This window comes from Streptomyces sp. NA04227 (assembly GCF_013364195.1).
In the GTDB taxonomy this organism is placed as follows: Bacteria; Actinomycetota; Actinomycetes; order Streptomycetales; family Streptomycetaceae; genus Streptomyces.
In genome coordinates this window covers 4627219-4650811 of sequence record NZ_CP054918.1, presented here as the reverse complement: position 1 = coordinate 4650811, position 23593 = coordinate 4627219, and the positions used below count along the sequence as shown (strand labels likewise).

22 protein-coding genes are annotated in these 23593 nt (G+C 71.4%); 14 read left to right on the top strand and 8 right to left on the bottom strand.

Annotated features, from left to right (window positions below):
- Positions 1–18: 18 nt before the first annotated feature.
- From HUT18_RS19815 to HUT18_RS19805, 3 genes are all read left to right on the top strand, one after another.
- Positions 19–987 carry an ROK family protein gene (locus tag HUT18_RS19815; protein ID WP_176101941.1) on the top strand — a complete coding sequence of 323 codons (969 nt, stop codon included), beginning with the start codon at positions 19–21 and terminating at the stop codon, positions 985–987.
- On the top strand, positions 987–2156 hold the full coding sequence (gene nagA, locus HUT18_RS19810; protein ID WP_176101940.1) for an N-acetylglucosamine-6-phosphate deacetylase: 1170 nt from the start codon (positions 987–989) through the stop codon (positions 2154–2156). Before HUT18_RS19815 ends, nagA begins: the two co-directional genes overlap by 1 nt.
- A gap of 296 nt (positions 2157–2452) precedes the next feature.
- Entirely contained in the window at positions 2453–3403 is a 951-nt protein-coding gene (locus HUT18_RS19805; protein WP_176101939.1) for a 1-phosphofructokinase family hexose kinase, read from the top strand.
- A gap of 117 nt (positions 3404–3520) precedes the next feature.
- On the opposite strand, the gene HUT18_RS19800 is transcribed toward HUT18_RS19805, so the two are convergent.
- On the bottom strand, positions 3521–4510 hold the full coding sequence (locus HUT18_RS19800) for a carbohydrate-binding protein (RefSeq protein ID WP_176101938.1): 990 nt from the start codon (positions 4508–4510) through the stop codon (positions 3521–3523).
- A gap of 111 nt (positions 4511–4621) precedes the next feature.
- Entirely contained in the window at positions 4622–6298 is a 1677-nt protein-coding gene (gene cdgB, locus HUT18_RS19795; protein ID WP_176101937.1) for a diguanylate cyclase CdgB, read from the bottom strand.
- Positions 6299–6626: 328 nt separating this feature from the next.
- Between cdgB and HUT18_RS19790 the strand changes: the two genes are divergently transcribed.
- Entirely contained in the window at positions 6627–7199 is a 573-nt protein-coding gene (locus HUT18_RS19790) for a flavin reductase family protein (protein ID WP_254879055.1), read from the top strand.
- 17 nt (positions 7200–7216) lie between these two features.
- Here HUT18_RS19790 and arfB read toward each other — a convergent pair whose 3' ends face one another.
- Together arfB and HUT18_RS19780 are read right to left on the bottom strand one after the other, a co-directional pair.
- Positions 7217–7675: an alternative ribosome rescue aminoacyl-tRNA hydrolase ArfB gene (arfB, locus tag HUT18_RS19785; protein ID WP_176101936.1), complete on the bottom strand. Its 459-nt coding sequence runs from the start codon at positions 7673–7675 to the stop codon at positions 7217–7219.
- A 167-nt stretch (positions 7676–7842) separates the two neighbouring features.
- Entirely contained in the window at positions 7843–8382 is a 540-nt protein-coding gene (locus tag HUT18_RS19780; RefSeq protein WP_176101935.1) for a DUF4396 domain-containing protein, read from the bottom strand.
- Between the two features lie 358 nt (positions 8383–8740).
- Between HUT18_RS19780 and HUT18_RS19775 the strand changes: the two genes are divergently transcribed.
- Together HUT18_RS19775 and HUT18_RS19770 are read left to right on the top strand one after the other, a co-directional pair.
- Positions 8741–9316: a TerD family protein gene (locus HUT18_RS19775; RefSeq protein WP_176101934.1), complete on the top strand. Its 576-nt coding sequence runs from the start codon at positions 8741–8743 to the stop codon at positions 9314–9316.
- Between the two features lie 173 nt (positions 9317–9489).
- Positions 9490–10002, top strand: coding sequence for an N-acetyltransferase (locus HUT18_RS19770; RefSeq protein ID WP_176101933.1), 513 nt, complete (start codon positions 9490–9492; stop codon positions 10000–10002).
- A 43-nt stretch (positions 10003–10045) separates the two neighbouring features.
- On the opposite strand, the gene HUT18_RS19765 is transcribed toward HUT18_RS19770, so the two are convergent.
- Positions 10046–11587, bottom strand: a complete 1542-nt coding sequence (locus HUT18_RS19765; RefSeq protein ID WP_254878712.1) for a M1 family metallopeptidase — start codon at positions 11585–11587, stop codon at positions 10046–10048.
- Positions 11588–11740: 153 nt separating this feature from the next.
- On the opposite strand from HUT18_RS19765, the gene HUT18_RS19760 reads away from it, so the two are divergent.
- The gene (locus tag HUT18_RS19760) at positions 11741–12238 is read left to right on the top strand and encodes a hypothetical protein (RefSeq protein WP_176101931.1); all 498 of its coding nucleotides are present in this window, start codon (positions 11741–11743) and stop codon (positions 12236–12238) included.
- Positions 12239–12293: 55 nt separating this feature from the next.
- Here HUT18_RS19760 and HUT18_RS19755 read toward each other — a convergent pair whose 3' ends face one another.
- On the bottom strand, positions 12294–13001 hold the full coding sequence (locus HUT18_RS19755) for a pentapeptide repeat-containing protein (protein WP_176101930.1): 708 nt from the start codon (positions 12999–13001) through the stop codon (positions 12294–12296).
- A gap of 178 nt (positions 13002–13179) precedes the next feature.
- Between HUT18_RS19755 and HUT18_RS19750 the strand changes: the two genes are divergently transcribed.
- The gene (locus tag HUT18_RS19750) at positions 13180–14238 is read left to right on the top strand and encodes a zinc-binding dehydrogenase (RefSeq protein ID WP_176101929.1); all 1059 of its coding nucleotides are present in this window, start codon (positions 13180–13182) and stop codon (positions 14236–14238) included.
- 213 nt (positions 14239–14451) lie between these two features.
- Positions 14452–15969: an MFS transporter gene (locus HUT18_RS19745; RefSeq protein ID WP_254878711.1), complete on the top strand. Its 1518-nt coding sequence runs from the start codon at positions 14452–14454 to the stop codon at positions 15967–15969.
- Between the two features lie 117 nt (positions 15970–16086).
- Here the strand turns inward: HUT18_RS19745 and HUT18_RS19740 are convergent, their stop codons facing one another.
- On the bottom strand, positions 16087–17520 hold the full coding sequence (locus tag HUT18_RS19740) for a M14 family zinc carboxypeptidase (RefSeq protein ID WP_176101928.1): 1434 nt from the start codon (positions 17518–17520) through the stop codon (positions 16087–16089).
- Positions 17521–17799: 279 nt separating this feature from the next.
- Between HUT18_RS19740 and HUT18_RS19735 the strand changes: the two genes are divergently transcribed.
- The 5 genes from HUT18_RS19735 (at position 17800) to HUT18_RS19715 (ending at position 22763) form a co-directional block, all read left to right on the top strand.
- Positions 17800–18216 carry a VOC family protein gene (locus tag HUT18_RS19735; RefSeq protein ID WP_176101927.1) on the top strand — a complete coding sequence of 139 codons (417 nt, stop codon included), beginning with the start codon at positions 17800–17802 and terminating at the stop codon, positions 18214–18216.
- Positions 18217–18569: 353 nt separating this feature from the next.
- Positions 18570–19622, top strand: coding sequence for an acetylserotonin O-methyltransferase (locus tag HUT18_RS19730; protein WP_254878710.1), 1053 nt, complete (start codon positions 18570–18572; stop codon positions 19620–19622).
- A complete protein-coding gene (locus HUT18_RS19725) occupies positions 19619–20896 on the top strand; it encodes a cytochrome P450 (RefSeq protein ID WP_176101926.1) in 1278 nt (425 codons plus the stop codon). Before HUT18_RS19730 ends, HUT18_RS19725 begins: the two co-directional genes overlap by 4 nt.
- A gap of 94 nt (positions 20897–20990) precedes the next feature.
- Positions 20991–21602, top strand: coding sequence for a class I SAM-dependent methyltransferase (locus tag HUT18_RS19720; protein ID WP_176101925.1), 612 nt, complete (start codon positions 20991–20993; stop codon positions 21600–21602).
- Positions 21603–21632: 30 nt separating this feature from the next.
- Positions 21633–22763 (top strand): type III polyketide synthase, encoded by a 1131-nt coding sequence (locus tag HUT18_RS19715; protein ID WP_176101924.1) that lies wholly within the window; start codon positions 21633–21635, stop codon positions 22761–22763.
- A 53-nt stretch (positions 22764–22816) separates the two neighbouring features.
- Here HUT18_RS19715 and HUT18_RS19710 read toward each other — a convergent pair whose 3' ends face one another.
- Positions 22817–23497 (bottom strand): DUF4352 domain-containing protein, encoded by a 681-nt coding sequence (locus HUT18_RS19710; RefSeq protein ID WP_176101923.1) that lies wholly within the window; start codon positions 23495–23497, stop codon positions 22817–22819.
- Positions 23498–23593 lie beyond the last annotated feature (96 nt).

The following is a 23593-nucleotide window of genomic DNA, read 5'->3' as shown; positions in this document are numbered from 1 at the left end:
AGAGGCGAGACTGTCCCCGTGGAACACGTCATCGCCCTCGATGTGGGCGGCACCGGTATGAAGGCCGCCCTGGTCGGGGCGGACGGCGCGCTGCTGCATTCCGCGCGCCGGGACACTGGACGCGAGCGCGGCGCCCAGGCCGTCGTCGAGTCGATCCTCGACTTCGCCGCCGACCTGCGCGCGCTCGGCGAGGAGAGGTTCGGCCGGTCCGCGGTGGCCGCCGGGGTGGCCGTGCCGGGCATCATCGACGCCGAGCGCGGGATCGCCGTGTACGCGGCGAACCTCGGCTGGCGCGATCTGCCGCTGCGCGAGCTGCTCAGCCGCCGTCTGGACGGAGTGCCGGTGGCGCTCGGCCACGACGTACGCTCCGGCGGCCTGGCCGAGGGCCGGGTCGGCGCGGGCCGGGGCGCGGACCGCTTCCTGTTCGTGCCGCTCGGCACCGGGATCGCGGGCGCCATCGGGATCGGCGGCCGGATCGAGCCGGGCGCGCACGGATACGCGGGCGAGATCGGCCATATCGTCGTGCGCCCCGAGGGCCCCGTCTGCGGCTGCGGACGCCGCGGCTGCCTGGAGCGGCTCGCCTCCGCCTCCGCCGTGAGCGCCGCCTGGGCGCGCGCCTCGGACCGGCCGGACGCGGACGCGGCGGACTGCGCCAAGGCCGTCGACGGCGGCGACCCGCGGGCGCTCGCCGTCTGGCAGGAGGCCGTCGACGCGCTCGCCGACGGGCTGCTCACCGCGCTCACCCTGCTCGACCCGAGCACCCTGATCATCGGCGGCGGCCTTGCCCAGGCGGGCGAGACCCTGTTCGGCCCGCTGCGCTCCGCGCTCAACAGCCGCGTCACCTTCGAGCGGATGCCCGACCTGGTGCCCGCGGCCCTCGGCGACCGCGCCGGTGCGCTGGGCGCCGGACTCCTCGCCTGGGACCTGCTCGCCGAGGCGCCCGGCCACGGCGCCACCACACCCGACTCCACGGAGGTAACCGCCTGATGGCCGCCGAACAGCTGGTGCTCACCGGTGCCCACGTCGTCCTGCCCACGGGCACCGTCCACGACGGCCGCGTCGTCGTGGCGGGCGGCAGGATCGCGGAGCCCTCGGCCGGAAGCGGCCCGGACGCGCGCGTGCTCGACCTGACCGGGCACTGGCTGGTGCCCGGCTTCGTCGACCTGCACAACCATGGCGGCGGCGGCGCCTCGTTCACCGCCGGGGACGCCGAGGAGATCCTGCGCGGCGTACAGACCCACCGCCTGCACGGCACCACCACGACCGTCGCCTCCACCGTCACCGGCGACATGGACGTCCTCATGCGGCAGGCCGGGCTCCTGGCGGAGCTGGCCGAGCAGGGCGACATCGCCGGTATCCACTTCGAGGGCCCGTTCATCTCACCCTGCCGCAAGGGCGCCCACGCCGAGCAGTTGCTGCGCGCGCCCGACCCGGCCGAGGTCCGCAAGCTGGTCGACGCCGCCCGCGGCCGGGCCCGCATGCTCACCCTGGCCACCGAACTCCCGGGCGGCCTGGACTCCGTACGGCTGCTCGTGGACCAGGGCGTGATCGCCGCCGTCGGACACACCGACGCCACCTACGAGCAGACCGTGGCCGCCATCGACGCGGGCGCGACCGTGGCCACCCACCTGTTCAACGCGATGCCGACGCTCGCCCACCGCGCGCCGGGACCGGTCGCCGCGCTCCTGGAGGACGAGCGGGTCACCGTCGAGCTGATCAACGACGGCGTCCACCTGCACCCCGCCGCGCTCCGGCTCGCCTTCCGCTCCGCCGGTGACGGCCGGGTCGCCTTCATCACCGACGCCATGGACGCGGCCGGTTTCGGCGACGGCACCTACCGGCTCGGCCCCCTGGAGGTCGTGGTCCAGGGCGGCGTGGCACGCCTCGCCGAGGGCGACTCCATCGCGGGCTCCACTCTGACCCTGGACCGCGCCTTCCACCGCGCGGTCACGGTGGACGGCCTGCCCGTCGAGTCCGTTGTACGGGCCCTGTCGGCCAACCCGGCCGCGCTGCTCGGGATCGACGACCGGGTGGGCTCCCTGGAACCGGGCAAGGACGCCGACCTGCTCGTCCTGGACGCCGGGTTCGCGCTGCGCGGAGTGATGCGCAAGGGCGAGTGGGTGCGGGAGCCCGAACTCGACGCAGGGGAACGGTAGTTCGACGCCCGGGAGCCGGAACTCGGCTGAGCTGATGTGCGGGGCACCGGGCCGCACACCGACATGAGCACCGGCGCACAAAGGCGTGGCGCCCGGCGAACACACCCGGCAGACGTCTCGGGTCCCGGCCCACGGACACCTGCCGCCACGCGGTGCCGCCCGGCCCCAAGGGCTGGGCCGGACGCCGCGACTTTGACATGATCCAGGGGCCCGGGCGGGGCGGTGCGACTGGTTCCCGGCCGGGAGCCACGACCCGGCTCCGACAGGGCAGCCGCCACGCTTTGGGGGAGACTCCGGTGATCCTCACGGTCACACCGAACACCGCGCTCGACATCACCTACCACGTACCGTCGCTGACTCCGCACGGCTCACACCGCGTCCGCGAGGTCGTCGAACGGCCGGGCGGCAAGGGCCTGAACGTGGCCCGGGTGCTCGCCGCACTCGGCCACGAGGTCACCGTCACCGGACTCGTCGGCGGCACCACCGGCCAGTCCCTGCGCGAGCAGCTCGACGGCACCGAGGGCCTGACCGACGCACTGGTCCCCGTCTCCGGCGCCACCCGCCGCACCATCGCCGTCGTCGACGCGGCCACCGGCGACACCACCCAGCTCAACGAGCCCGGCCCGGTGGTCACCCCCGCCGAGTGGTCCGACTTCACCGAGGCCTACGAGCGACTGCTGCCGTCCTGCTCGGCGGTGGCCCTGTGCGGCAGCCTCCCGCCCGGCGTCCCGGTCAACGCCTACGCGTACCTGGTCCGTGCGGCCCGCAACGCCTCGGTCCCCGTACTCCTCGACACCAGCGGCGAGCCCCTGCGCCGCGCGATCGCCGCCCGCCCCGACATCATCAAGCCCAACTCCGAGGAACTCGCCGAACTCACCGGCTCCCACGAGCCCGCCGAGGCCATCCGCGACGCCCGCCGCCGCGGCGCCCACGCGGTCATCGCCTCCCTCGGCGCCGACGGCGTGCACGCGGTCACCCACGAGGGCAACTGGCGCGCCACCCCGCCCGAACGCGTGAAGGGCAACCCCACCGGCGCGGGCGACTCCGCCGTGGCCGGCCTGCTCTCCGGCCTGGTCGAGGGCCTGGACTGGCCGGAACGGCTGGTACGGGCGGTGGCGCTGTCGGCGGCGACGGTACTGGCGCCGGTGGCGGGGGAGTTCGACGCGGAGGCGTATGCGGAGTTGCGGGGGAAGGTGCGGGTCACGGGAGGGCCGTGGGAGGACGAGGGGGCGGCGGCCGAAGGGTGAGGCCGGTGATCCCGGGATCGTGAAACCCAGGATCGCGGGTCCCCGGATCGCGAGTCCCCGGACCGTGAATCCCAGCCCTGTGCCCTGTTCGTTGCCCGGTCTACTCCTTGACCAGCCCTACTTCTTGACCTTGCCCGCCTTCAGCCACACCTGGTCCAGGTTGGCGTCGCAGGTGTCTCCGGGCTGGCAGGAGATGGTGAAGGTGTTGGTGCCCTTGTTGAGGTCGACGTAGACGAAGGTCTTGGTCCAGCCCTTCTCCCAGTCGCCTTCCTCGGCACCGGAGAAGTTGTCCATGTTGATGCCGCCGGTGAAGGGCTTGCTGTTGACCGTGAGGCTCGGCTTGGCGGCGTGGCCGGGGACTCCGTACCGCACGAAGAGGGTGTAGGCGCCCGCCTTGGGAATGTCGTTGACGGTCCAACTGACCTGCGCGCCGGGGGTGTTGAGCCCGGCGACGTAGACGCCACCGCCCGCCTGCGCCCCCGGGATGTCGGACGCCGTGACCGTCCCACCCGTGAGCGTCAGCGTCTTCGCGTCCACCTTCGGCAGGTCCAGCGGCTTGTCCGGCTTCTTGGTGGGCTCGGAGGGCTCCACGCTCTGTCCGGCCGAGGCGTCGTCCGTCGGCTTGTCGTTGGCCTTGTCGTCGTCGGAGCCGCCGGACAGGACGGCCACGCCGATGCCTATGACGACCGCCGCGACCACCGCGACGGCGCCGATCAGCAGGCCGCGCGTATTGGGGCCGCGGCCGCGGGAGCCGCGGTCGTCGTAGCCGTGCTCGTGTGCCGGGGCGCCGCCGCCGGGCAGCGTCTCGGGGGCGCTGTAGTGCGGGCTCGGGTTGTGGTACTGCTGCGGCGAGGGCTGGCCGTACGCCTGTCCGTGGCCCTGGTCCTGCTGCGGGGGCCGCCCCTGGGCGCCGCCCTGCTGCTGGCCCTGCTGCTGCCCGTACTGCCGCTCCCCGACCGTACGGACGCGGTTGTACGAGCGGGGGCCCGGGTAGCCGTAGCCGCCACCGGTGGGCGGTGTGGCACCGGAGGCCTGCCCGTCGGCGTAGAGATAGCCGAACGGGTCGTCGTCCTCTGGCCGGCTCGCGCCGTCGTTGCCGGGCGTCATTCCCCGTCTCACTCCTTGGGGCAGGGGGCGTTGGGTGCGTGCGGGCGAGCCTACCCGCTCCGGGTGACCCAATCGGGTGGCCTCGGCCTCATCCGGCCGCCCGACCTGGGCTCAGCCCGCCCGCCTGTGCTGTTTCGCACGTGCCCGCTTCTCGACGTACATCCGCTGATCCGCCGATTTGAGCACTTCGTCCGCCGTCATTCCGCAGTGCGCCCAGCCGATGCCGATGCTGGCGCCGACCCGGACGGCACGGCCGTCGACGCGGATCGGCGGGACGATCGCGTTGCGCAGCCGGACCGCGAGGTCCTGGGCGTCGGCGCGGCCGAGGCCGTCCGCGAGGACCACGAACTCGTCGCCGCCGAGCCGGGCCACGGTGTCGCCGTCCCGGACGCCCTGGGTCAGCCTGCGGGCGACCTCGATGAGGACGGCGTCGCCGGTGTGGTGGCCGAAGCGGTCATTGATCGACTTGAAACCGTCGAGGTCGCAGAAGAGGACCGCGAGCCCCTTCGCCCCGTCGTCGGCCACGTCGTCCGGGGCCACGGTGTGCACATGGTGGTCGTGCAGCCCGACGCCCGGCAGGTGTTCGTCGGGCAGGTCGAGCCCGGCCAGATGCGGCTCGGGGAAGGTCACGCCCACGGCCGGGTCGCCGTACGCGGCGGCCATCGAGTCGATCGACTCGGCCAGGGTGCCCTCGCCGGGCTGCGGGCGGCTGCACAGGCGGGCGCCGAGCCGGGCGCGCAGTTCGGCCGAGTTGGGCAGTCCGGTCAGGGAGTCGTGCGAGGCGCGGTGCGCGAGCTGGAGTTCGCGCCGCTTGCGCTCCTCTATGTCCTCGACGTGGGTGAGCAGGAAGCGCGGGCCGTCGGTCGCGTCGGCCACCACCGAGTTGCGCAGCGAGACCCAGAGGTACGACTCGTCGCGCCGCTTGAGCCGCAGCTCGGCCCGGCCGCCCTCGGCGGAGGTGCGCAGCAGGATCCCGATGTCCTCGGGATGGACCAGATCGGAGAAGGAGTAGCGGCGCATCGCCGAGGCGGAGCGCCCGAGCAGCCGGGACAGGGCGTCGTTGGTGCGCAGGATCCGGCCGTGCTGGTCCCCGCCCATCTCGGCGATCGCCATCCCGGAGGGCGCGTACTCGAAGGCCTGGCGGAACGACTCCTCACTGGCCCTGAGCGCCTGCTGCTCGCGTTCCAGGCGGACCAGTGCGCGTTGCATGTTTGCTCGCAGGCGTGCGTTGCTGATCGCAATCGCGGCCTGGAACGCGTACATCTGCAGGGCCTCACGGCCCCAGGCGCCCGGACGGCGTCCGTTGCGCGGCCGGTCGACGGATATGACGCCGATCAGCTCACCGCCGGAGGAACTGGGCGAGTAGAGCGGCGCGAAGAGGCGGTCCGAGGGGTGCCACTCGTCCTCGAAGCGCGGCTCGGGACCGTCGGTGTGCCACTGGGGTACGTCGTCGCCGTCGAGGACCCAGCCCTCGGCGTGCGGGATGAAGCGCAGATCGCCCCAGGCCTCGCCCATGGTCAGGCGGCGCTCCCAGGAGGCGCGCGGGCCCACCCGGCCGGTGATGAGCGCCTCGGCGGCGGGATTGCCCGAGAGGGCTGCCACCACCAGGTCCCCGTCGGGCCGTACCAGGTTCACGGCGGCCAACTCGTAGCCGAGCCCCTCGACCACCCCGTCGGCGACCGACTGCAGGGTGTCCGCGAGGCTGCGCGCGGTGTTCATCTCCGCCATGACCTGGTGCAGCTGCCGCAGGGACGCAAGACGGACGTACGGCTCCGACTCGGCGTCCATGCTCACTCTCCCCGAGACCTCGACAGCAAACTCCAGGGTCGTCTTCGGCGTTCGTACAGCGGCGTCCCCGCCACTGAATCACAGCGCGCTGCCCAGTCGGTACACAGGGTCAACAATTAATCGCTCCTGTGACTCAAGTCACAAGAGTCGGACGGGTGTTGACGGAGGCTCTCACACCTGCCGCAAATGTTTCCACATAGCAAATCCGTGACGGGTGATGCCAACCGATACGCCCGCTTTGGGTCCGGAGACCTAGTCCCGTCCTCGGACCGGCGCCCGATGCGCGCGGCCCGGGTGCCCGCCTAACGTCGAACACGTGCTCAAGCCGCTGAAGACATCGACCCTCCCGCCCCTTCCTTCACCACGCCCTCTTGACGGGCATCCTGAAGGGGTGACAGACGACGAGTTCCGCGCCGCCATGTCCCGGCTCGCCGCCGGTGTGGTCCTGCTGACCGCGCACGAGGCGCAGCCGGACCCCGAGGGGCCGCGGGGCGAGGACATCGGCATGACGGCCACCGCCTTCCTGTCCGTCTCCCTCGACCCGCCGCTCGTCCTCGTCAGCCTGCGCGAGGGCTCCCGCATGGACGACCTGCTCGCCGAGCAGCCGCTGTGGGCGGTCTCCGTACTCTCCGAGAGCCAGCGCCACATCGCGGGCCGGTTCGCCATGAAGGGCCGCGTCAGCGACCGTCTCCTGTTCGAGGACATCCCCTGGGTACGCGGCGAGGTCTCCGGCGCCCCGCTGATCGGCGGCGCCCTGTCGACCGTGGAGTGCCGTACGGAGCAGCGGGTCGTGGCGGGCGATCACACCCTCGTGGTCGGGCGCGTACTGAGCGCCTCGGTACCGAGCGAGGGCGGCGGCCCGCTCACCTATTTCAAGGGCCGTTACCGGCAGTTGGGGTGAGGGCGGCACCAACCGCCCTACCAGTCCCGCCCGTTGCGCCCGCGCTTGGTCTCGGACCGCTGCTTCTTCTGGCGCAGCCGACGCTCGTTGATGCCGCGCGGCACCCGGGTGGGGCGGCGCGGCTTGGGCGGGGGTGCGGTCGCCTCGGCGAGCAGGGCGGCCATCCGGACCGCCGCCGCTTCCCGGTTGCGCCACTGCGAACGGTGCTCCGAGGAGCGCACGGTCACCACACCGTCCACCAGACGGTCGGCCAGCCTGGCGAGGGCACGTTCCTTCCAGACCTCGGGCAGCGCGCCGGTCGCCGCGAGGTCGAAGCGGAGCTCCACCTGGGTGTCGCTGGTGTTGACGTGCTGTCCGCCGGGCCCCGAGGACCTGGAGAAACGCCACATCAACTCGGCCTCGGGCAACGAGACCGCACCACGGATGAGGTGCCGGCCGGGGGCGGATCCCCCGGTGCCCCCTGCTGGTCTGGACATGACCCCATGGTCCCGTGTCCGCACTCGGGCGTCATCCCCTTTTCGCGTACGCGGGCCGGGCGTCGAGCCGGTCGTCGAGCCAGTGTTCGAGCCGCTCCTCGGATCGGTCGTCGGACCGCTCAACGGACCGGCCGTCCGATCGCTTGTCGGACCGCTCGTCGGACCGGTCAGTGGTACGCGTGGACGACCGCGTGGCCCTTGCCGCGGCCGATCATCCACTTGTTGACCGGGGTGGTGATCAGGAACGCGACCGCGAACCCGCCGAGGAGCGCGCCCCAGAACAGTCCGTCGCTCAGGTGGGCGTCCATCGCGCCGGGCACGAGGGCGATGATGCCGTTGTCGACCAGCTCCATGACGGCGATGGAGACCGTGTCCGCGGCCAGGGCGATCTTGACGGCGGTCCTGAGGTCCAGACCGGCCCGGCGGACGGCGAACAGGGTGAACGAGTAGCCGAACAGGAACGCCAGGGCGATCGCGAGCGCCATCGTCTCGACGTTGCCCCACAACAGGGCCGTACCGATCACCATGCCGAGGATCTCGCCGATGGCGCACCCGGTGAGGCAGTGCAGCGTCGCCTTCGCCGCCATCGACCACGACGCTCCGCCGTGGTGGCCGCCCGATTCGCCCGCGTGCGGGCCGTGGCCCGGGTGGGCGTCGTGTGCCGCGTGCTCGTGCGCCGCGGTGTGGTGGTGCGTGCCGTGCTCCATGACCGTCATCCCATTCCGTCCCGCTGAGTCCACTGTCCTGCCGCTTGCCCTGCCGTTCGACTGTTCGGCTGTTCGGCCGTCCTGTCGTGGTTCCGACACCAAGAACGGTATACCCCCTGGGGGTATTCCACCAGCAGACCGCCGCGAGCTCGCGGTTTACGTCAGATACCCCTGGGGGGAATGAGGCCGAGTCCGTGGCGCCGGGTCGGCAACCGGCGAAAGCGCCTTCGGTAGGGCAACCGGGTAAAGAAAGTAAAGAGGCTGGAACCTCCCGGTCCACCCTCTGCGTTCATAGGGGTACCGGTAGCTTCGTGCCCAGTACGGAGCCCCACTTCACCACAGAGGAAGGCACTACCCCATGGCTGTAAGCCTGTCCAAGGGCGGCAACGTCTCGCTCACCAAGGAGGCACCGGGTCTGACCGCCGTCACGGTGGGCCTCGGCTGGGACGTCCGCACCACCACCGGCACCGACTTCGACCTCGACGCGTCGGCCATCGCGGTCAACACGCAGGGCAAGGTCTACTCGGACGCCCACTTCGTCTTCTTCAACAACAAGCAGACGCCGGACCAGACGATCGTCCACACCGGCGACAACCGCACCGGTGAGGGCGCGGGCGACGACGAGGCCATCAACGTCAACCTCGCGGGCCTGCCCGCCGACGTCGACAAGATCGTCTTCCCGGTCTCGATCTACGACGCCGAGTCGCGCAGCCAGAACTTCGGCCAGGTGCGCAACGCGTACATCCGCATCCTCAACCAGGCCGGCGGCGCCGAGATCGCCCGCTACGACCTGAGCGAGGACGCCGCCACCGAGACCGCCATGGTCTTCGGCGAGCTGTACCGCAACGGCGCCGAGTGGAAGTTCCGCGCCGTCGGCCAGGGCTACGCCGCGGGCCTCGCGGGCATCGCCCAGGACTTCGGCGTCAACGTCTGACGGACGCCGGGTCACTCTCCGACGTACGCGGGACCGCGGATGCGGCGTCCGACGTAGCGCCGGTTTTCGGCGGGGGTACGGGACTTCGGTTCCGTACCCCCGCCGCACCTTTTCGCCGTACGCCGCCCCGGTCGCGTCCCGTACGCGGCCCCTCCCGGCCCTACCGTGTCCGCATGATCGTCGAACCGCTGTCGCCCGCGGAACACGCCCTGCCCGGCGAGCTGCTGACCGAACTCACCGCGCTCTACGCCTCGAACAGCGAGTTCTTCGCGCTCAGCGGTGACTTCCCGGACCCGGACCGGATCACCCCGGACCAGCTCGCGACCGCGCTCGCCGATGAACTCGCCCGGCCCGGCGCCGGTGCGCTGCTCGCCCGCAGCGCCGGACGCCTGGTCGCCTTCGCCCTCACGCTCGACACGCATCCCGAGCCCGCCGACGACCCGGACCCGTGGATCGGCCTGCTCCTCGTGCACGGCAGGGAGCAGCGCGCGGGCTACGGCCGCCACCTGGCCACCTGGACCGAGAATCACTACCGCGCCACCGGCCGCACCGGCCTGCGCCTGGCCGTACTCGACAACAACCCCGCCGCCCTGGCCTTCTGGACCGCCCTCGACTACCGGGTCCTCGGCCACCGCGCGGACCGCGCCCACGGCCGCCCGTGCACGGTCCTGCGCAAGGAACTCTGAGGACGACCTCCGCGACAGGTGCTTCGGCGACAGGGGCGGTGCCTCACTCCGGCAGCTTCGGTTTGCCCTTCCCGTACAGCCACCGCTTCCAGACCTCGCGCAGTTCCGCGCGGGCCCCGGGCCCCGCCAGCTTCTCCACGTACGCCGTGAACTGGGCGGTGTCCGCGTTGCCGTGGCGGTGCGCCGCGGGCCAGCCGGTGAGCAGGGCGCGGAAGGTGCTCTCGCCCACGACCTGCCGGACCCGGTGCAGGACCATCGCCCCGCCCTCGTAGGAGGGCGCGTCGGAGAGGTGGTCGGGGCCGGACGGCCGGGCGGGCGGGAACTTCCAGAGGTTGACCGCCTCGTCGGCGGTCTCGAAGTAACTGCCGTCGTGGACCGCCTCGAAGGACTCCTGTGCGCTGATCCCGTCGAAGTCCTCCTGCCACAGCCACTCGGCATACGTGGCGAAGCCCTCGTTGAGCCACATGTCCCGCCACGACCTGGGGCTGACGCTGTTCCCGAACCACTGGTGCGCGATCTCGTGCACGTGCAGCAGGACGTCGGGCGGCCCCGGGTACACGGGCCGTGTCTGGGTCTCCAGCGCGTACGAGGCGTCGCCCACGCGCTCCACGATGCCGCCGGTCGTGGCGAACGGATACGGCCCGAAGTTCCGCTCCGCCCACTCGAGTACCTCGGGCAGCCGGCGCATCGATGCCTCCCCGGCCGGGCCGGTGGCCGGGTCCACCGCGGTCCAGGCGCGCAGTACGCGCGGGGCCGCGCCGCCCTCGGTCCGCTTCCCGAGTCGGATCGGGTACGCCTTCATGGTGAAGTCCCCGATGGCCACGGTCGCGGCATAGCTCGGCATGGGCTCGCGGTTGCGCCAGCGGAAGGTGGTCCGCCCGTCCGGGTCCCCGCTGCGGCCGCGCAGCTCGCCGTTGGACACGGCGGTCAGGCCCTTGGGCACCGTGACCTCGATGTCGTACGAGGCCTTGTCGCCGGGATGGTGGTTGCCCGGAAACCAGACCGCGCTGCCGACCGGCTCACCGAGGACCACGGCACCGTCCTCGGTACGGACCCAGCCCTCCTCGGAACCGTCCTTGTCGGTGAGCGTGCGGGGCGTGCCGGAGTAGCGGACCTCGGTGGTGAACCGGTCCCCGCGGGGGATCGGCGCCGCCGGGCGGACCGTCAGCTCCTGGCCCCGGCGGCTGAAGCGGGCGCGCTCGCCGTCCACCCGTACCTCCTCGACCCGCAGCCCGCGCAGGTCGAGATGGAAGGAGCGCAGATCGTGCTCGGCGCGGGCCCTGACGGTGGCCTTCGCGCGCAGCTCGTTCACCCGGGGCGTGCAGTCGAGCTTCAGCGCGTAGTGCAGCACGTCGAAGCCGCCGTTCCCGGCCTGCGGCAGATACGGGTCCCCCACCCCGGCGGCCCCCGCCCGCGCCTTGACCCGGTCGCTCCCGCTCGCCCCGCCCCCGCACGCGCTCAGCCCCGCCGAGGAACCGAGCAGGACGAGTACGGCGAGCAGGGCACGTCCGGAGGGCGAACGGCGGGTCCGCGCGGACGTCAGGTTGCGGGCCTCTCCGGCCTTGGTCTGCGGGCGTCGGTGCACGTCAGGATCGTAAGGGCGCCCCCGAGGCGCCGCGCGGCGTCGACTCCGGCCGATGGTCCCTGCCGCCCGTCCCGGCACTCCGGCCGCCGGCCCGTGCCGCCCGTCCCGGTACTCCGTGCGAAGCCCGCCCGCACACATGCGACCATCGTCGACGTGCTCGACATCGGCTACGCCCTCTCCACCCGGTTCCCGGATCCTCCGCAGACCGACTACCGCCGCGCCGACGTACGGGCCCTGCGCCACGACCTCTTCTCGGGCGACGTCTATCTCGCGGACACCAAGGCGGACCGGGAACTGTCCACAGCCTGGGGATGGGTGCCCGTACTCGACTTCGCCTGGGCGCTGTGCGACATCGTCGAGCAACTCGACCGGGATCCCCTGGGCAGCCGCGCGGCCCGGCCCCAGTACGCGGAGTTCGACTTCACCGAGTCGAGCGACCGGCTGTACTTCCGGCGGCGCTTCGGCTGGGTCGACATCGAGGCGGACTTCGCCCCGGCCGACGAGCCCGCGCTGAGCTTCGCGTACGCCGAACTCCGCCGCGAGAGCCGGGACTTCCTCCAGGACGTCCTCGCCGATCTGTGCGACCTGCACGAGGACCTCGGCGAGAACCCGGCGATCTGGGACCTCCAGGCACGCTTCCCGCGCGTCTGACTCCGAGTCGGCGCGCCTCTCTGGGCCCGCCCCCTCGGCCCCTCCCCCTCCTTCGTCAGGCCTCCGCCACCCGCACCCCCAACTGCGCCGCGAACACCGGTGCCAGGTCCAGGAGTTGGGTGGGGCTGACCACGGCGCCCGAGAGGGATTCCACACCGCGGGCGATGCCGAGTTCCGCTGCCGTGCGCAGGTCGACGTCGGTGAGGCGGGCGGCGGTGAAGTCGGCGTCGCGCAGTACGCAGTCGACGAACTCGACGCGTTCCAGGGTGGCGCCCTGGAAGTCCGGCTCGACCAGTACGCAGCCCTCGAAGACGACGTCGCGCAGGCGGGCGCCGCGCAGGTTCGGGACGTCGAGCTTGCCGCCGCGCAGCCACACGCGCTCCAGCGAGGCACCGTGCAACTGGACGCCCCCCAGGCGCGGTTCGCCCACTTCGACGTCCCGGAGGCCCGCCTCCGCCAGGTCCGTACCGACGCCCCGTACGCCGGTGAGACGCGAGTCGATCAGACGCGCCTTGCGCAGCCGGGTCTCGTCCAGACCGCAGTCGGTGAGCGCGCAGTCCAAAAAGCGCGCGCCGCCGCCGTCCTGGCCGGAGAGGTCGAGTCCGGCGAAGTCGACCCCGTCGTAGTCCCCGTCGGGCCGCAGCGCGCCCTCCGCGAAACCGACGAGCGGCGGAATCCGCACTTCGGGCCGCCGGGCCGCCTTCACGACCTTCACGACTTTCCCCGCCTTCGCCGTTTTCCCTTCCGTCTTCTCATCCGTCATTGCCTCACCGCCTTACCCGTTCCATGCCGCCATGGTGCACCCCGCCACTGACAACGCCCCGGCTCGCCAAATGCCCCGGCCCCGAAAGGCCTTGACCTGAACCGAACTTGAGGTTGAACAGTTGTTCCGGCAAGAGAAGAGCAGTGAAGTGAAGCAGCACGGACGGAGAGAACCGGACATGTACGCGATCAGGCTCCACGACTTCGGTCCCGCCGAGAACCTCCGCCACGAGCGGGTCGCCGACCCCGAGCCGGGTCCCGGGCAGGTCCTGGTCACCGTGGCCGCCGCAGGTGTGCACCTGCTCGACACGGCGATCCGTAGCGGTGTGCGGGGGCCGCTCCCGCAACTGCCGGAGCTGCCCACGATTCCCGGCCGTGAGATCGCCGGAACCGTGACCGGGCTCGGTGCCGGGACCGACCCGTCCTGGCTCGGCAAGCAGGTCGTCGCGCACCTCGGTTTCGCCCCGGGCGGCTACGCCGAGCTGGCCGTCACCGAGGCGGACCGGCTGCACGAGATCCCGTCCGGCCTCGACCCGGCGGGGGCCGTCGCCCTCATCGGCACCGGGCGGACCGCCATGGGCATCGTGCAGTTCGCCGAGCCCGGCCCGGACGACGTGGTCCTGGTGCCCGCGGCGGCCGGCGGGCTCGGCACGCTGCTCGTGCAGTACGCGAAGAACGCCGGGGCGCGGGTGGTCGGCCTCGCGGGCGGGCCCCGTAAAACGGCGCTCGTGGCGGCGAACGGCGCCGACATCGCCGTCGACTACACCCGGCCCGAGTGGCCGCGCGAACTGCGCGCCGAACTGGGCACCAGCGGCGTGACCCTCCTCTACGACGGTGTCGGCGGGGACGCCGCACGGGCCGCCGTCGACCTGCTCGTACCCGGCGGGCGGCATCTGGTCTTCGGCTGGTCCGCCGAGGGCATCGGCGCCGAGGACGCCGGGCTCGCGCTCGACGAGGAGTACCTGAGCGCCCGCGGCATCACCTCCGAGCAGGTGCTCGGCCCGAAGATGCTGAGCCTCACGGGCACCGACAACCCGATCCGCACCCTCGAACTGCGCGCCCTCGACCACGGCGCCGCCGGACGCCTGCGCCCCGCCGTCCAGCGCTACCCCCTCGCCGAGGCCGCCCGCGCCCACCACGACCTGGAGCACCGCGCGACCGTCGGCAAGGTCGTCCTGGAACCGGGGCCGCGACCGGAGTCCACACCGGAACCGGACACCGACCCGTCACGCAGCTGACCCAGCCGCCCGCCCCTCCGGACCCCCACCGGAGGGGCGCCTCCGGACCCCCACCGGAGGGGCGCCTCCGGACTCCCACCGAACCCCCACCGGGCCCCCTCCGGACTCCCTCCCGCCCCTCGGGACCCCCTCCGAAAGGCTCCCTCCCCGCCACCCCGACCAGGCCCCGCATCCCCGGATGCGCCCCGTACCGTCCCGTGTTGTCCTGTCCGTGTGTCTGCCACTCGAACGGATGAGCAAGCACCGCAGCCCACCCAGGACGTCCACCGCTGGTGGGCGCTGGTCGTCATCGCGCTCGCGCAGCTCATGGTGGTGCTCGACGCCACGATCGTGAACATCGCGCTGCCCTCGGCCCAGCGCGAGCTGGGCATCTCCGACGGCAACCGGCAGTGGGTCATCACGGCCTACACGCTCGCCTTCGGCGGACTGCTGCTGCTCGGTGGCCGTATCGCCGACTACGTCGGCCGCAAACGCACCTTCGTCTTCGGACTGATCGGCTTCGCCGCCGCCTCGGCGATCGGCGGGGCGGCCAGCAGCGCGGGGATGCTGTTCGGCGCGCGCGCCTTGCAGGGCGCCTTCGCCGCCGTCCTCGCGCCGTCCGCGCTGTCCCTGCTCACCACGACGTTCACCGACCCCAAGGAACGCGGCAAGGCCTTCGGGATCTACGGCGCCATCGCGGGCGGCGGCGCGGCGATCGGCCTGATCATGGGCGGCGTACTGACCGAGTACCTCGACTGGCGCTGGTGCCTGTACGTGAACATCCCGATCGCGGCCATCGCCGCCCTCGGCGCGGTGACCCTGCTGCACGACCGGCCCGGCCACCGCGAGGCACGCCTCGACGTACCCGGAGTGCTGCTCGGCTGCGGCGGTCTGGTCTGCCTGGTCTACGGCTTCAGCGAGGCCGAGTCGCACGGCTGGTCGGACGGCCTGGTGCTCGGGCTGCTCGGCACGGCGGCCGTGCTGCTCGCGAGCTTCGTGTGGTGGCAGACCAGGGCGCGCAACCCGCTGCTGCCGCTGCACATCATCCGCGACCGCAACCGCGCGGGCAGCTTCCTGACCATGGCCCTCGCCATGATCGGCCTGTTCGGCCTGTTCCTGTTCATGACCTTCTACCTGCAGACGATCCTCGGCTACTCGCCGCTGAAGTCCGGCGTCGCCTTCCTGCCCATGACGGCGGCCATCATCATCGGCTCCACCCAGATCAGCGCCCGGCTGCTGCACCACGTCCCGCCGCGCATGCTCATGGTCCCCGGCATGCTCCTCGGCTCCGCCGGGCTCGCCCTCCTCACCCGGCTCACGGTGCACAGCGACTACACGAGCCACGTCCTGCCGCCGATGCTCCTGATCGGCCTCGGCATGGGTCTGACCTTCATGCCGGTGATGGCCACCGCCACCCAGGGGGTACGCCCGCAGGACTCCGGGGTGACCTCGGCGACCGTCAACACGGCCCAGCAGGTGGGCGGTTCGATCGGCACCTCGCTCCTCAACACCATCGCCACCACCACCTCCAGCCACTGGATCGCCGCCCATCTGCCCGCCGACCCCGCCGAGCGGCGCCGCGTCGGCCGGGAGATCGCACGCGAGGGCGTGGTCCACGGCTACACCGTCGCCCTGTGGTGGGCCTCGGGAGTCCTGCTCCTGGCCGCCGTCGTCGCGGGCACCCTCGTCACCCGCCAGGCACCGAAGCACGACGGAGAGGGCGAGGCGGGGGCGCTGTCGGGGATGGCCTGAGGACGGACCGGACCGAACGGACCGAGCCGACCGAACGGCACGAGGGGCGCGCACGGAAAGCCCGTACGCGCCCCTCGGTCACTCGGTCACTCGGTCACCTCGGCCTCATCGGTCACCTCAGGACCCGTACGGCGCCTCCGCCTTCTCCGCCGCGTAGGTCAGCATCGGCTTGACTTGGTCCCAGAAGCCGTCCTGGCAGGTGTACTTCGGGTGGAAGCCGCCGCAGGTGCCGCCGCTCGGGCCGACCTCCCAGGTGAAGCTCGGGACGCCGAGGTCGTCGTAGAGCGAGTCGTCGTGCGAGCCGCTGACCTCGTAGAGGATCTCGCCGGGCTGGCCGTACTCCCAGCCGCCCGCGAGGGTGGCCATTTCCTTGCCCATGGCGCGCAGGGCGGCGTCGTTGCCGGTGGACTGCCCGGCGCCCCAGGGGAACAGGACCATGTTCGAGTAGCTGTGCATGGTGACGAACATGCCCTTGGTGCCGGCGTCGGCGGCGGTGCCGTCGCCCTCGGCGCGGGTGTCCGGGAACAGGTTCCGGTACAGGCCGTGCAGTGCCTTGTTCTCGACCTCGGACTCCGAGGACAGGCCCTTGAAGGTCTGATTGCACGGGTCGGAGCTGGTGCCCGGGCCGCCCCAGTGGCTGAAGTTGTTGCGGTTGAGGTCGATGCCGTCGCCGGAGAAGGAGTTCTCGGCGCAGCCGCCGGACGGACTCCCGGTGTCGTTGGCGGACTTGCGGTGCCACTGCAGGCCGGAGCTGCCGCCCATGAAGCCCTGCTGGACCATGTCCACGCCGTCCGGGTTGCCGATCGGCACCACCCAGATCTCACGCGAGTCGAGCAGCTTGGTGACGGTCTCGTCCTTGCCGTAGCCGTTCACCAGGTGGTCGATCCACCGGTAGGCCATCTCGCCGGTGGTCAGCTCGCGGGCGTGCACCTGGGCCTGGACGAGGAAGCGCGGCTTCGTCGAACCGGGCTTCAGCTCGCAGTCGCCGTCCCCCTTCTTGGTCAGGCAGATCGCCTTGAGGTCGTAGCCGTTCTGCGCGCCGCTGGACTTGCGCCACGAGTCGCCGAAGTCGACCACGGTGGCCAGGTCGGCGTGGTCCTGCGCGACCTTGTCCAGGTGCGCGTACTGGGCGTTCACGGTGCGGTAGCCGCCGTAGTACGTCTCCTCGGCGACCTTGCGCGTCAGGTGCGGGGCCTGGCCGCTGCGCTTGGGCGACTCCTTGGGAGCCGCCGCCATCCGCTGTTCCAGGGTGGCCTTCAGACCGGCGTCCTTCAGCGTCGCGGCGGTACGCGCGTCGCCGAGTACGAACAGGTCGTTCCCGTCGCGGTCCTCCAGGAGGTCGAACGTGGCGAGCTGTGCGGGCGGGAGCTTCGCCCCGTCGGCGATCCGGTAGACGTAGGCGGCGTGGTCGCCGGCGGCGGCGCTGCTGCCCGCGCTGCCGCGACCGCCGCTGTCACCGTCCGAGCCGGTGGCCACGCCGGGCCCGGCTCCCAGTACCGCGGCCGCGGTGGCGGTGAGCGCCACGACGGACCCGTAGAGAAGTTTCTTCACGACGACCTCGCTTCGACCTTGTGGGGGAAAGGTGAATCAGCGTGATTGTCAGACGCATGTCAAGCGGTGTCCAGAGTTACTACGGGATACGGGGGACGACGGTGACCGAATACGCTCGGCCGGCTCAACGGACGGCCGCACGGGAGCAGTTGACGCTCGGTGACCGCCGCCCTGTCCGCCGCCCCGCCCTCCGACCCGCTGCCACCGGTCTGCCGCCCCTCCGCCCCCACCGCGCATAGGCTGCCGCACACCCGACATACCGTCACGAAAGGACCGAAAGTGGCCTCTCGCCTCAACCCGTACATCAGCTTCTCCGGCGACGCGAAGCAAGCCATGGAGTTCTACCAGGGCATCTTCGGCGGCGAACTGTCCCTCAACACCTACGGCAGCGTCGGCCCCGAGGCGCCTCCCGGCTACGACGACAAGATCATGCACGCCATGCTTGAGACCCCGAAGGGCTTCACGCTGATGGGCGCCGACAGCCCGCCCGGCATGGAGAGCACGCAGGGCAACAACATCACGGTGAGCGTGAGCGGCGACGACGCGGCCGACCTGCGCGGCTACTGGGAGAAGCTGTCCGACGGCGGCACGGTGAGCGTCCCCCTGGACAAGCAGATGTGGGGCGATGTCTTCGGCATGTGCACCGACAAGTTCGGCATCACATGGATGGTCGACATCACCGAGCAGCAGGGCTGACCGAGCTCGCCGGTCCTGACCAGGCCCACCAGTCCCGATCAGGGCCCAACTCCCGTGTGCGCCGGGCGCTTCCGCCCGGCGCACATCTGTCTCTCCGCATCCCTCGCGCCCCTTGGCACATCTCCGCGCCCCGGGCATCCGGGTGAATCGCCAACCATGCCGCATGAATATGCGGAGGTAACGGCAATTATCCAGACGGTTCCCCACCAAGTGTTCAGCCATTCGAATACGGCCCTCGTTCACGGCGCTGGTTCGCAGCCCTACGCGAAAGGCCTGATCCGGTGCGCCCAGTGCCGCGCGCCGACGTGGGCAACCAGTTCTTCCCTCACGAGAGTTGTCAGGAGATCAACGACGTGTTCACGCAGACAACCGAGTCGCCGCGCGGCCTTCTCGAAATGTGCATGGGCCCCTGGGCGTTCAAGGCGCTCGCGGTCGCCCACGACTTCGACCTCTTCACGCTCTTCGCCGAGCGCGGGCCCCTGACGGTGCGCGAGGTGGCCGACCACCTGGGCTGCGCGCGCCGTCCGGTCGAGATGCTGCTCACCGCGAACGCCTCGCTGGGCCTGCTCGAAGTACGGGACGGCACGTTCGGCAACGCCCCGGTCGCCGACGCGTTCCTGGTGAAGGGCAAGGAGCAGTACTTCGGCGGCTTCATCCACCAGGTGAACCGCCGCTCGTACGACGGCTGGGGCCGACTCGACGAAGCCGTCCGGTCCAACCAGCCGGTGACCTGGGACCCGGCCGCCCAGAAGACGGCGTTCGAGTCCGACCCCGAGCGGGTCCGCATGATGCAGGGCGCCATGCACTCGCTCTCCCGCCACTCGGCCTCCGTGATCGCGGGCGTACTCGACCTGTCCGACAGCAAGCGGCTGCTCGACGTCGGCGGCAGCATCTGCGCGTACGCCATCGAATTCGCCCGGAAGAACCCGCAGTTGGAGATCGGCGTCTACGACCTGCCCGCCGTCTGCGAGCTGGCGGAGGCGAAGATCGACGAGGCCGACCTGCGCGACCGCGTCTCCGCGATCCCCGGCGACTTCCTCACCCGGGAACTGCCCGAGGGCTACGACACCGTCTTCCTCTCCATGATCCTGCACGACTGGCAGCCCCAGGAGTGCCGGTCCCTGCTGCGCAAGGCCCACCGTGCGCTGGCTCCGGGCGGGCGGATCATCATCAACGAACTGCTCGTCGACGACGACAAGTCCGGGCCGTACGACGCCGCGATGATGAGCCTCAACATGCTGGTGAACACGGTGGGCCGCAACTACACGGCCGCCGAGTACGCCGCCTGGCTGGTCGAGGCCGGGTTCAGCGAGCCCGAGCGGCTGCCGGTGGACACCGTCTCCTCGAACGGCCTGCTCATCGCCACCCGCCTGGCATCCGGCGACTCCACCCGGGCGACGGCATGACCGCCTCTCCGCAGACGAGCACCCCGCAGACCGACGTACCGCAGACAGACACACCGCAGACCGGCACCTGCCCCTACGCCGCCGCCCCCGCCGAGGACGGCATCGGCGCCCCGGCCCAGGGCCTCGAACGACTCGACTTCGACCCCCTGCTCGCCGCCTCCGTACGGCACCCCACCCCGATGCGGATGCGCCTGCCGTACGGCGAGGGCCCGGCCTGGCTCGCGGGCAAGTACGCGGACGTCGTCAAGGTGACCGCCGACGAACGTTTCCGCCGCGGCACCCGGGTCGACGTGGCGCGCATGGCCCCCAGCCTCATCGCGGAGGACACCTGGCTCACCCGCACCGACCCGCCCGACCACACCCGGCTGCGCAGCGCGGTGGCGGCGGTCTTCGGTGCGAAGGCCATGGAGAAGCGGCGGGCGGGGGCGGAGCGTACGGCCAAGGACCTGCTGGCGAAGATGCTCGAACGGGAGCGGCCCGCCGATCTCGTCGCGGAGGTCCTCAAACCGCTGTCCGACGGTCTGGTCCACGACGTGGTGGGGATCCCGGCGAGTCACCGGACGCGCGTCATCGGCTGGACGCGCCGGTTCCTCTCCGGCGCGCACGACCACGACTGCACGATGACGGCCAAGAACGCGGTCATCGACAACATCGCCGCCCTCGTCGAACTGCGGCGGAACGATCTCGGCGACGACGTGATCAGCCATCTCATCCGCGCCGAGGACGACGGACTGGTCACACGCGGGGAACTCCTGGGCGTGGCGGTCCAGTTCCACCAGTTCTCCGCGATGCGCTTCTCCGCCGCCCAGGTCGCCTACCTCCTGCTCACCGAGGAAGGACTGCTCGGGCGCCTGCGCGCGGAGCCCCACATGGTCCCGGCGGCGGTCGAGGAACTCCTCCGCGTGATGCCGATCATCGGCGCCGCGGGCGGCGGCCCGCGCGTGACGTCCTGCGCGGTGGAGGTCGGCGGATCGGTCATCCCGCCGCGGAGCACGGTCTACTCGTCCTACGTCGCCGCCAACCGCGACCCGGCGGTGTACGAGGACCCCGACCGCGTCGACATCGACCGCCGCGCGAAACGGCATCTGACCTTCGGCTACGGCCCGCACCACTGCCCCGCCGCGCCCCTCGGACGTCTCGCCCTGCAAGCCCTGGTCGGCGCCCTCGCCGAGCAGCCGCACGCACTGTCGGTCGTGTCCGAGCAGGTGCGGTGGGCCTCCGGCGGGGCGTTCCGTGGCCCGGTGAAGCTGCCGGTGACCTGGCGGTCCGGCTGATCCTGGGCCCGCTCAACTGGCCTGCGGGAACCGGCAATGAGTCCATAAGCAGATCCAACTGACCTCGTACACACATGAGTTCTGGAGAAGACAGATGAATGGTGTCCAATTCGCCTCCGGCGCGCGGTGGGAGAAGCACGACGATCTCTACGCCACCCCGCCGCCGTGGGACATCGGCCGTCCGCAGCCCGCGTTCCTCGCGCTGGCCGAGGCGGGTGCGCTCCGGGGCCGGGTACTGGACGTCGGCTGCGGTACCGGTGAGCACGTACTCATGTGCGCGGAGCGGGAGTTGACGGCCACCGGCATCGATCTCGCGCCGCGGGCGCTGGAGCAGGCGGACGAGAAGGCGCGCGACCGCGGCCTGGTGGCACGCTTCCTGCTGCACGACGCGCTGAGCCTGCCCGCGCTCGGGGAATCCTTCGACACGATCCTGGACTGCGGGCTGTTCCACATGCTCGGCGACGAGGAGCGCGCGCGTTTCGTCGCCGGTCTGCACACCGTGCTCCGGCCCGGCGGAAGCCTCTTCCTGATGTGCTTCAGCGACCGCCTCACCGTGGACAGCCCCACGCGGAAGGTCTCGCGGGAGGAGATCGAGGACGCGTTCGCCGACGGCTGGCGGACCGACACGATCGAGCCCGTCGACCTGCACGCCACGTTTGCCCCGGGCGTCTTCCCGGCCTGGCTGGCCACCCTCACCAGAATCTGACTCCGTACCGTTCGGGAGAGTTGACGTTTCATGGCGACGTTGTGCAAACCGTCGGTATCCGTGCCCGAGCATGTGATCACGCTGGAGGAAACCCTCGGCCTGGCCCGCAGACGGCATACCGACCATCCTCAACTGCCCCTGGCACTACGCCTGATCGAGAACACCGGAGTGCGGACCAGGCACCTCGTACGGCCGATCGAGGAGACCCTGAGGCACCCGGGCTTCGCCGCGCGCAACAAGGCCTACGAGGAGGAGGCGAAGGCGCGCGTCCCGGCGGTCGTGGAGGAGGCGCTGCGCAACGCAGGAGTGGGCGCCTCGGACATCGGCGTCATCATCTACGTCTCCTGCACCGGCTTCATGATGCCGTCGCTGACCTCGTGGCTGATCAACACCATGCAATTCGCCCCCACCACACGGCAGTTGCCGATCGCCCAGCTCGGCTGCGCCGCGGGCGGCGCGGCGATCAACCGCGCCCACGACTTCTGCACCAGCTACCCGGAGTCCAACGCACTGATCGTGGCCTGCGAGTTCTGCTCGCTCTGCTACCAGCCCACCGACCTCGGCGTCGGCTCCCTCCTGTCCAACGGCCTGTTCGGCGACGCGGTGGCCGCCACGGTGGTACGCGGACAGGGCGGCACCGGCGTCCGCCTGGAACGCAACGGCTCCTACCTGGTGCCCGGCACCGAATCCTGGATCGCCTACGACGTCCGCGAGACCGGATTCCACTTCCTGCTGGACAAGCGTGTGCCGGGCACCATGGAGGCCCTCGCGCCCGCACTGCGCTCCCTCGCGGAACTGCACGGCTGGAACGCCTCCGCACTGGACTTCTACATCGTGCACGCGGGCGGACCGAGAATCCTCGACGACCTCGAACGGATCCTCGGCATCCCGGCGAAGGCGTTCCGGTTCAGCAAGGCCACGCTGACCCAGTACGGCAACATCGCCAGCGCCACCGTCCTGGACGCCCTGCGCCGCCTGTTCGAGGAGGGCGGCGCCCCGCACCGGGCCAGCGGACTTCTCGCCGGATTCGGCCCCGGCATCACCGCCGAAATGGCGCTCGGCCGCTGGAGCAGTGCGGACGCCGTCGACAGCGCGGACGCGGTCGACCGGGACCTGAGCGGGGTGGCGGCGCTCACGCGGGAGGACCTCACCCTGTCGTAGGGCCGGGCGAGTTGAAGGCGTACGCCCTCAACCGCCCACGCCCACCGCCCCGCTCAAGAAACCTTCCACTGCCCCGTCTGCTGCGCGAAGCCGGAGTTCATCGCGAACTGCACGGTGGTGATCTTCGAGGAGGTGGGGATCTCGAAGACGATCCAGCCGAGGGCCTTCTCACCCGGCGGGACATTGGCGTCCGAGGTCATCGAGGGCCCCGCGGAGATCTCGCCGAACCAGGCATCGAAGCGCTGCCCCTGGACGTCGGCCACCTGCGCGCCGTTGCCGGGGCTGTCCGCGTAGACCTTGGTGCCGGTGTTCTTGAGCTCGAACTGCGCGGCCACCCACTTCTTGCCGGACTGGGGCTGGTTGAACTCGTCCGCACCCTTCGCGGGGTCGAGGAACTTCTTCACGGTCACCGCGAGCTGTTCGCCGTTCTCGAAGCCCTTGACGGTGATGGTGTCACCGACCGCCGCGACCTGCGGCTTGTCGGCGTCCTCGGCCTCCTCGGCGTCCTGCCCGGTCTCGTCCTTGTCCGCCTCGCCCGAATCCTTCGCGCCGGAGTCCTTCGCGCCCGAAGCGTTCCCGCCTTTGTCCTTCTCGGCCTCGTCCTTGGCCGTGCCGCTGTCGGCCGAGCGAGTGTCGGGCTTGGTGGTGACCTCGTCATCGTCGCCGGAGCAGGCCGTGGCGGTCACGGTCAGCGTGGCGGTGAGCAGCGCGGCGGCGATGGTTATGCGTCTCATCTGAGTTCCCCTGTGCCTTCTGTGATGAGGGGGCGGCGATTGTGTGACGAACATGTGGGGGGTTCGGTTGTACGCCGCACCGGACTTCTCACGGAA

Excerpts from the sequence above, each read along its gene's own strand:
- HUT18_RS19710 (WP_176101923.1), bottom strand. The coding sequence starts at position 23,497 with ATGAGACGCATAACCATCGCCGCCGCGCTGCTCACCGCCACGCTGACC.
- HUT18_RS19755 (WP_176101930.1), bottom strand. The coding sequence starts at position 13,001 with ATGACGGATGAGAAGACGGAAGGGAAAACGGCGAAGGCGGGGAAAGTC.
- HUT18_RS19780 (WP_176101935.1), bottom strand. The coding sequence starts at position 8,382 with ATGGAGCACGGCACGCACCACCACACCGCGGCGCACGAGCACGCGGCA.
- HUT18_RS19715 (WP_176101924.1), top strand. The coding sequence starts at position 21,633 with ATGGCGACGTTGTGCAAACCGTCGGTATCCGTGCCCGAGCATGTGATC.
- HUT18_RS19775 (WP_176101934.1), top strand. The coding sequence starts at position 8,741 with ATGGCTGTAAGCCTGTCCAAGGGCGGCAACGTCTCGCTCACCAAGGAG.
- HUT18_RS19750 (WP_176101929.1), top strand. The coding sequence starts at position 13,180 with ATGTACGCGATCAGGCTCCACGACTTCGGTCCCGCCGAGAACCTCCGC.
- HUT18_RS19720 (WP_176101925.1), top strand. The coding sequence starts at position 20,991 with ATGAATGGTGTCCAATTCGCCTCCGGCGCGCGGTGGGAGAAGCACGAC.
- HUT18_RS19725 (WP_176101926.1), top strand. The coding sequence starts at position 19,619 with ATGACCGCCTCTCCGCAGACGAGCACCCCGCAGACCGACGTACCGCAG.
- HUT18_RS19800 (WP_176101938.1), bottom strand. The coding sequence starts at position 4,510 with ATGACGCCCGGCAACGACGGCGCGAGCCGGCCAGAGGACGACGACCCG.
- arfB (WP_176101936.1), bottom strand. The coding sequence starts at position 7,675 with ATGTCCAGACCAGCAGGGGGCACCGGGGGATCCGCCCCCGGCCGGCAC.
- nagA (WP_176101940.1), top strand. The coding sequence starts at position 987 with ATGGCCGCCGAACAGCTGGTGCTCACCGGTGCCCACGTCGTCCTGCCC.
- cdgB (WP_176101937.1), bottom strand. The coding sequence starts at position 6,298 with ATGGACGCCGAGTCGGAGCCGTACGTCCGTCTTGCGTCCCTGCGGCAG.
- HUT18_RS19770 (WP_176101933.1), top strand. The coding sequence starts at position 9,490 with ATGATCGTCGAACCGCTGTCGCCCGCGGAACACGCCCTGCCCGGCGAG.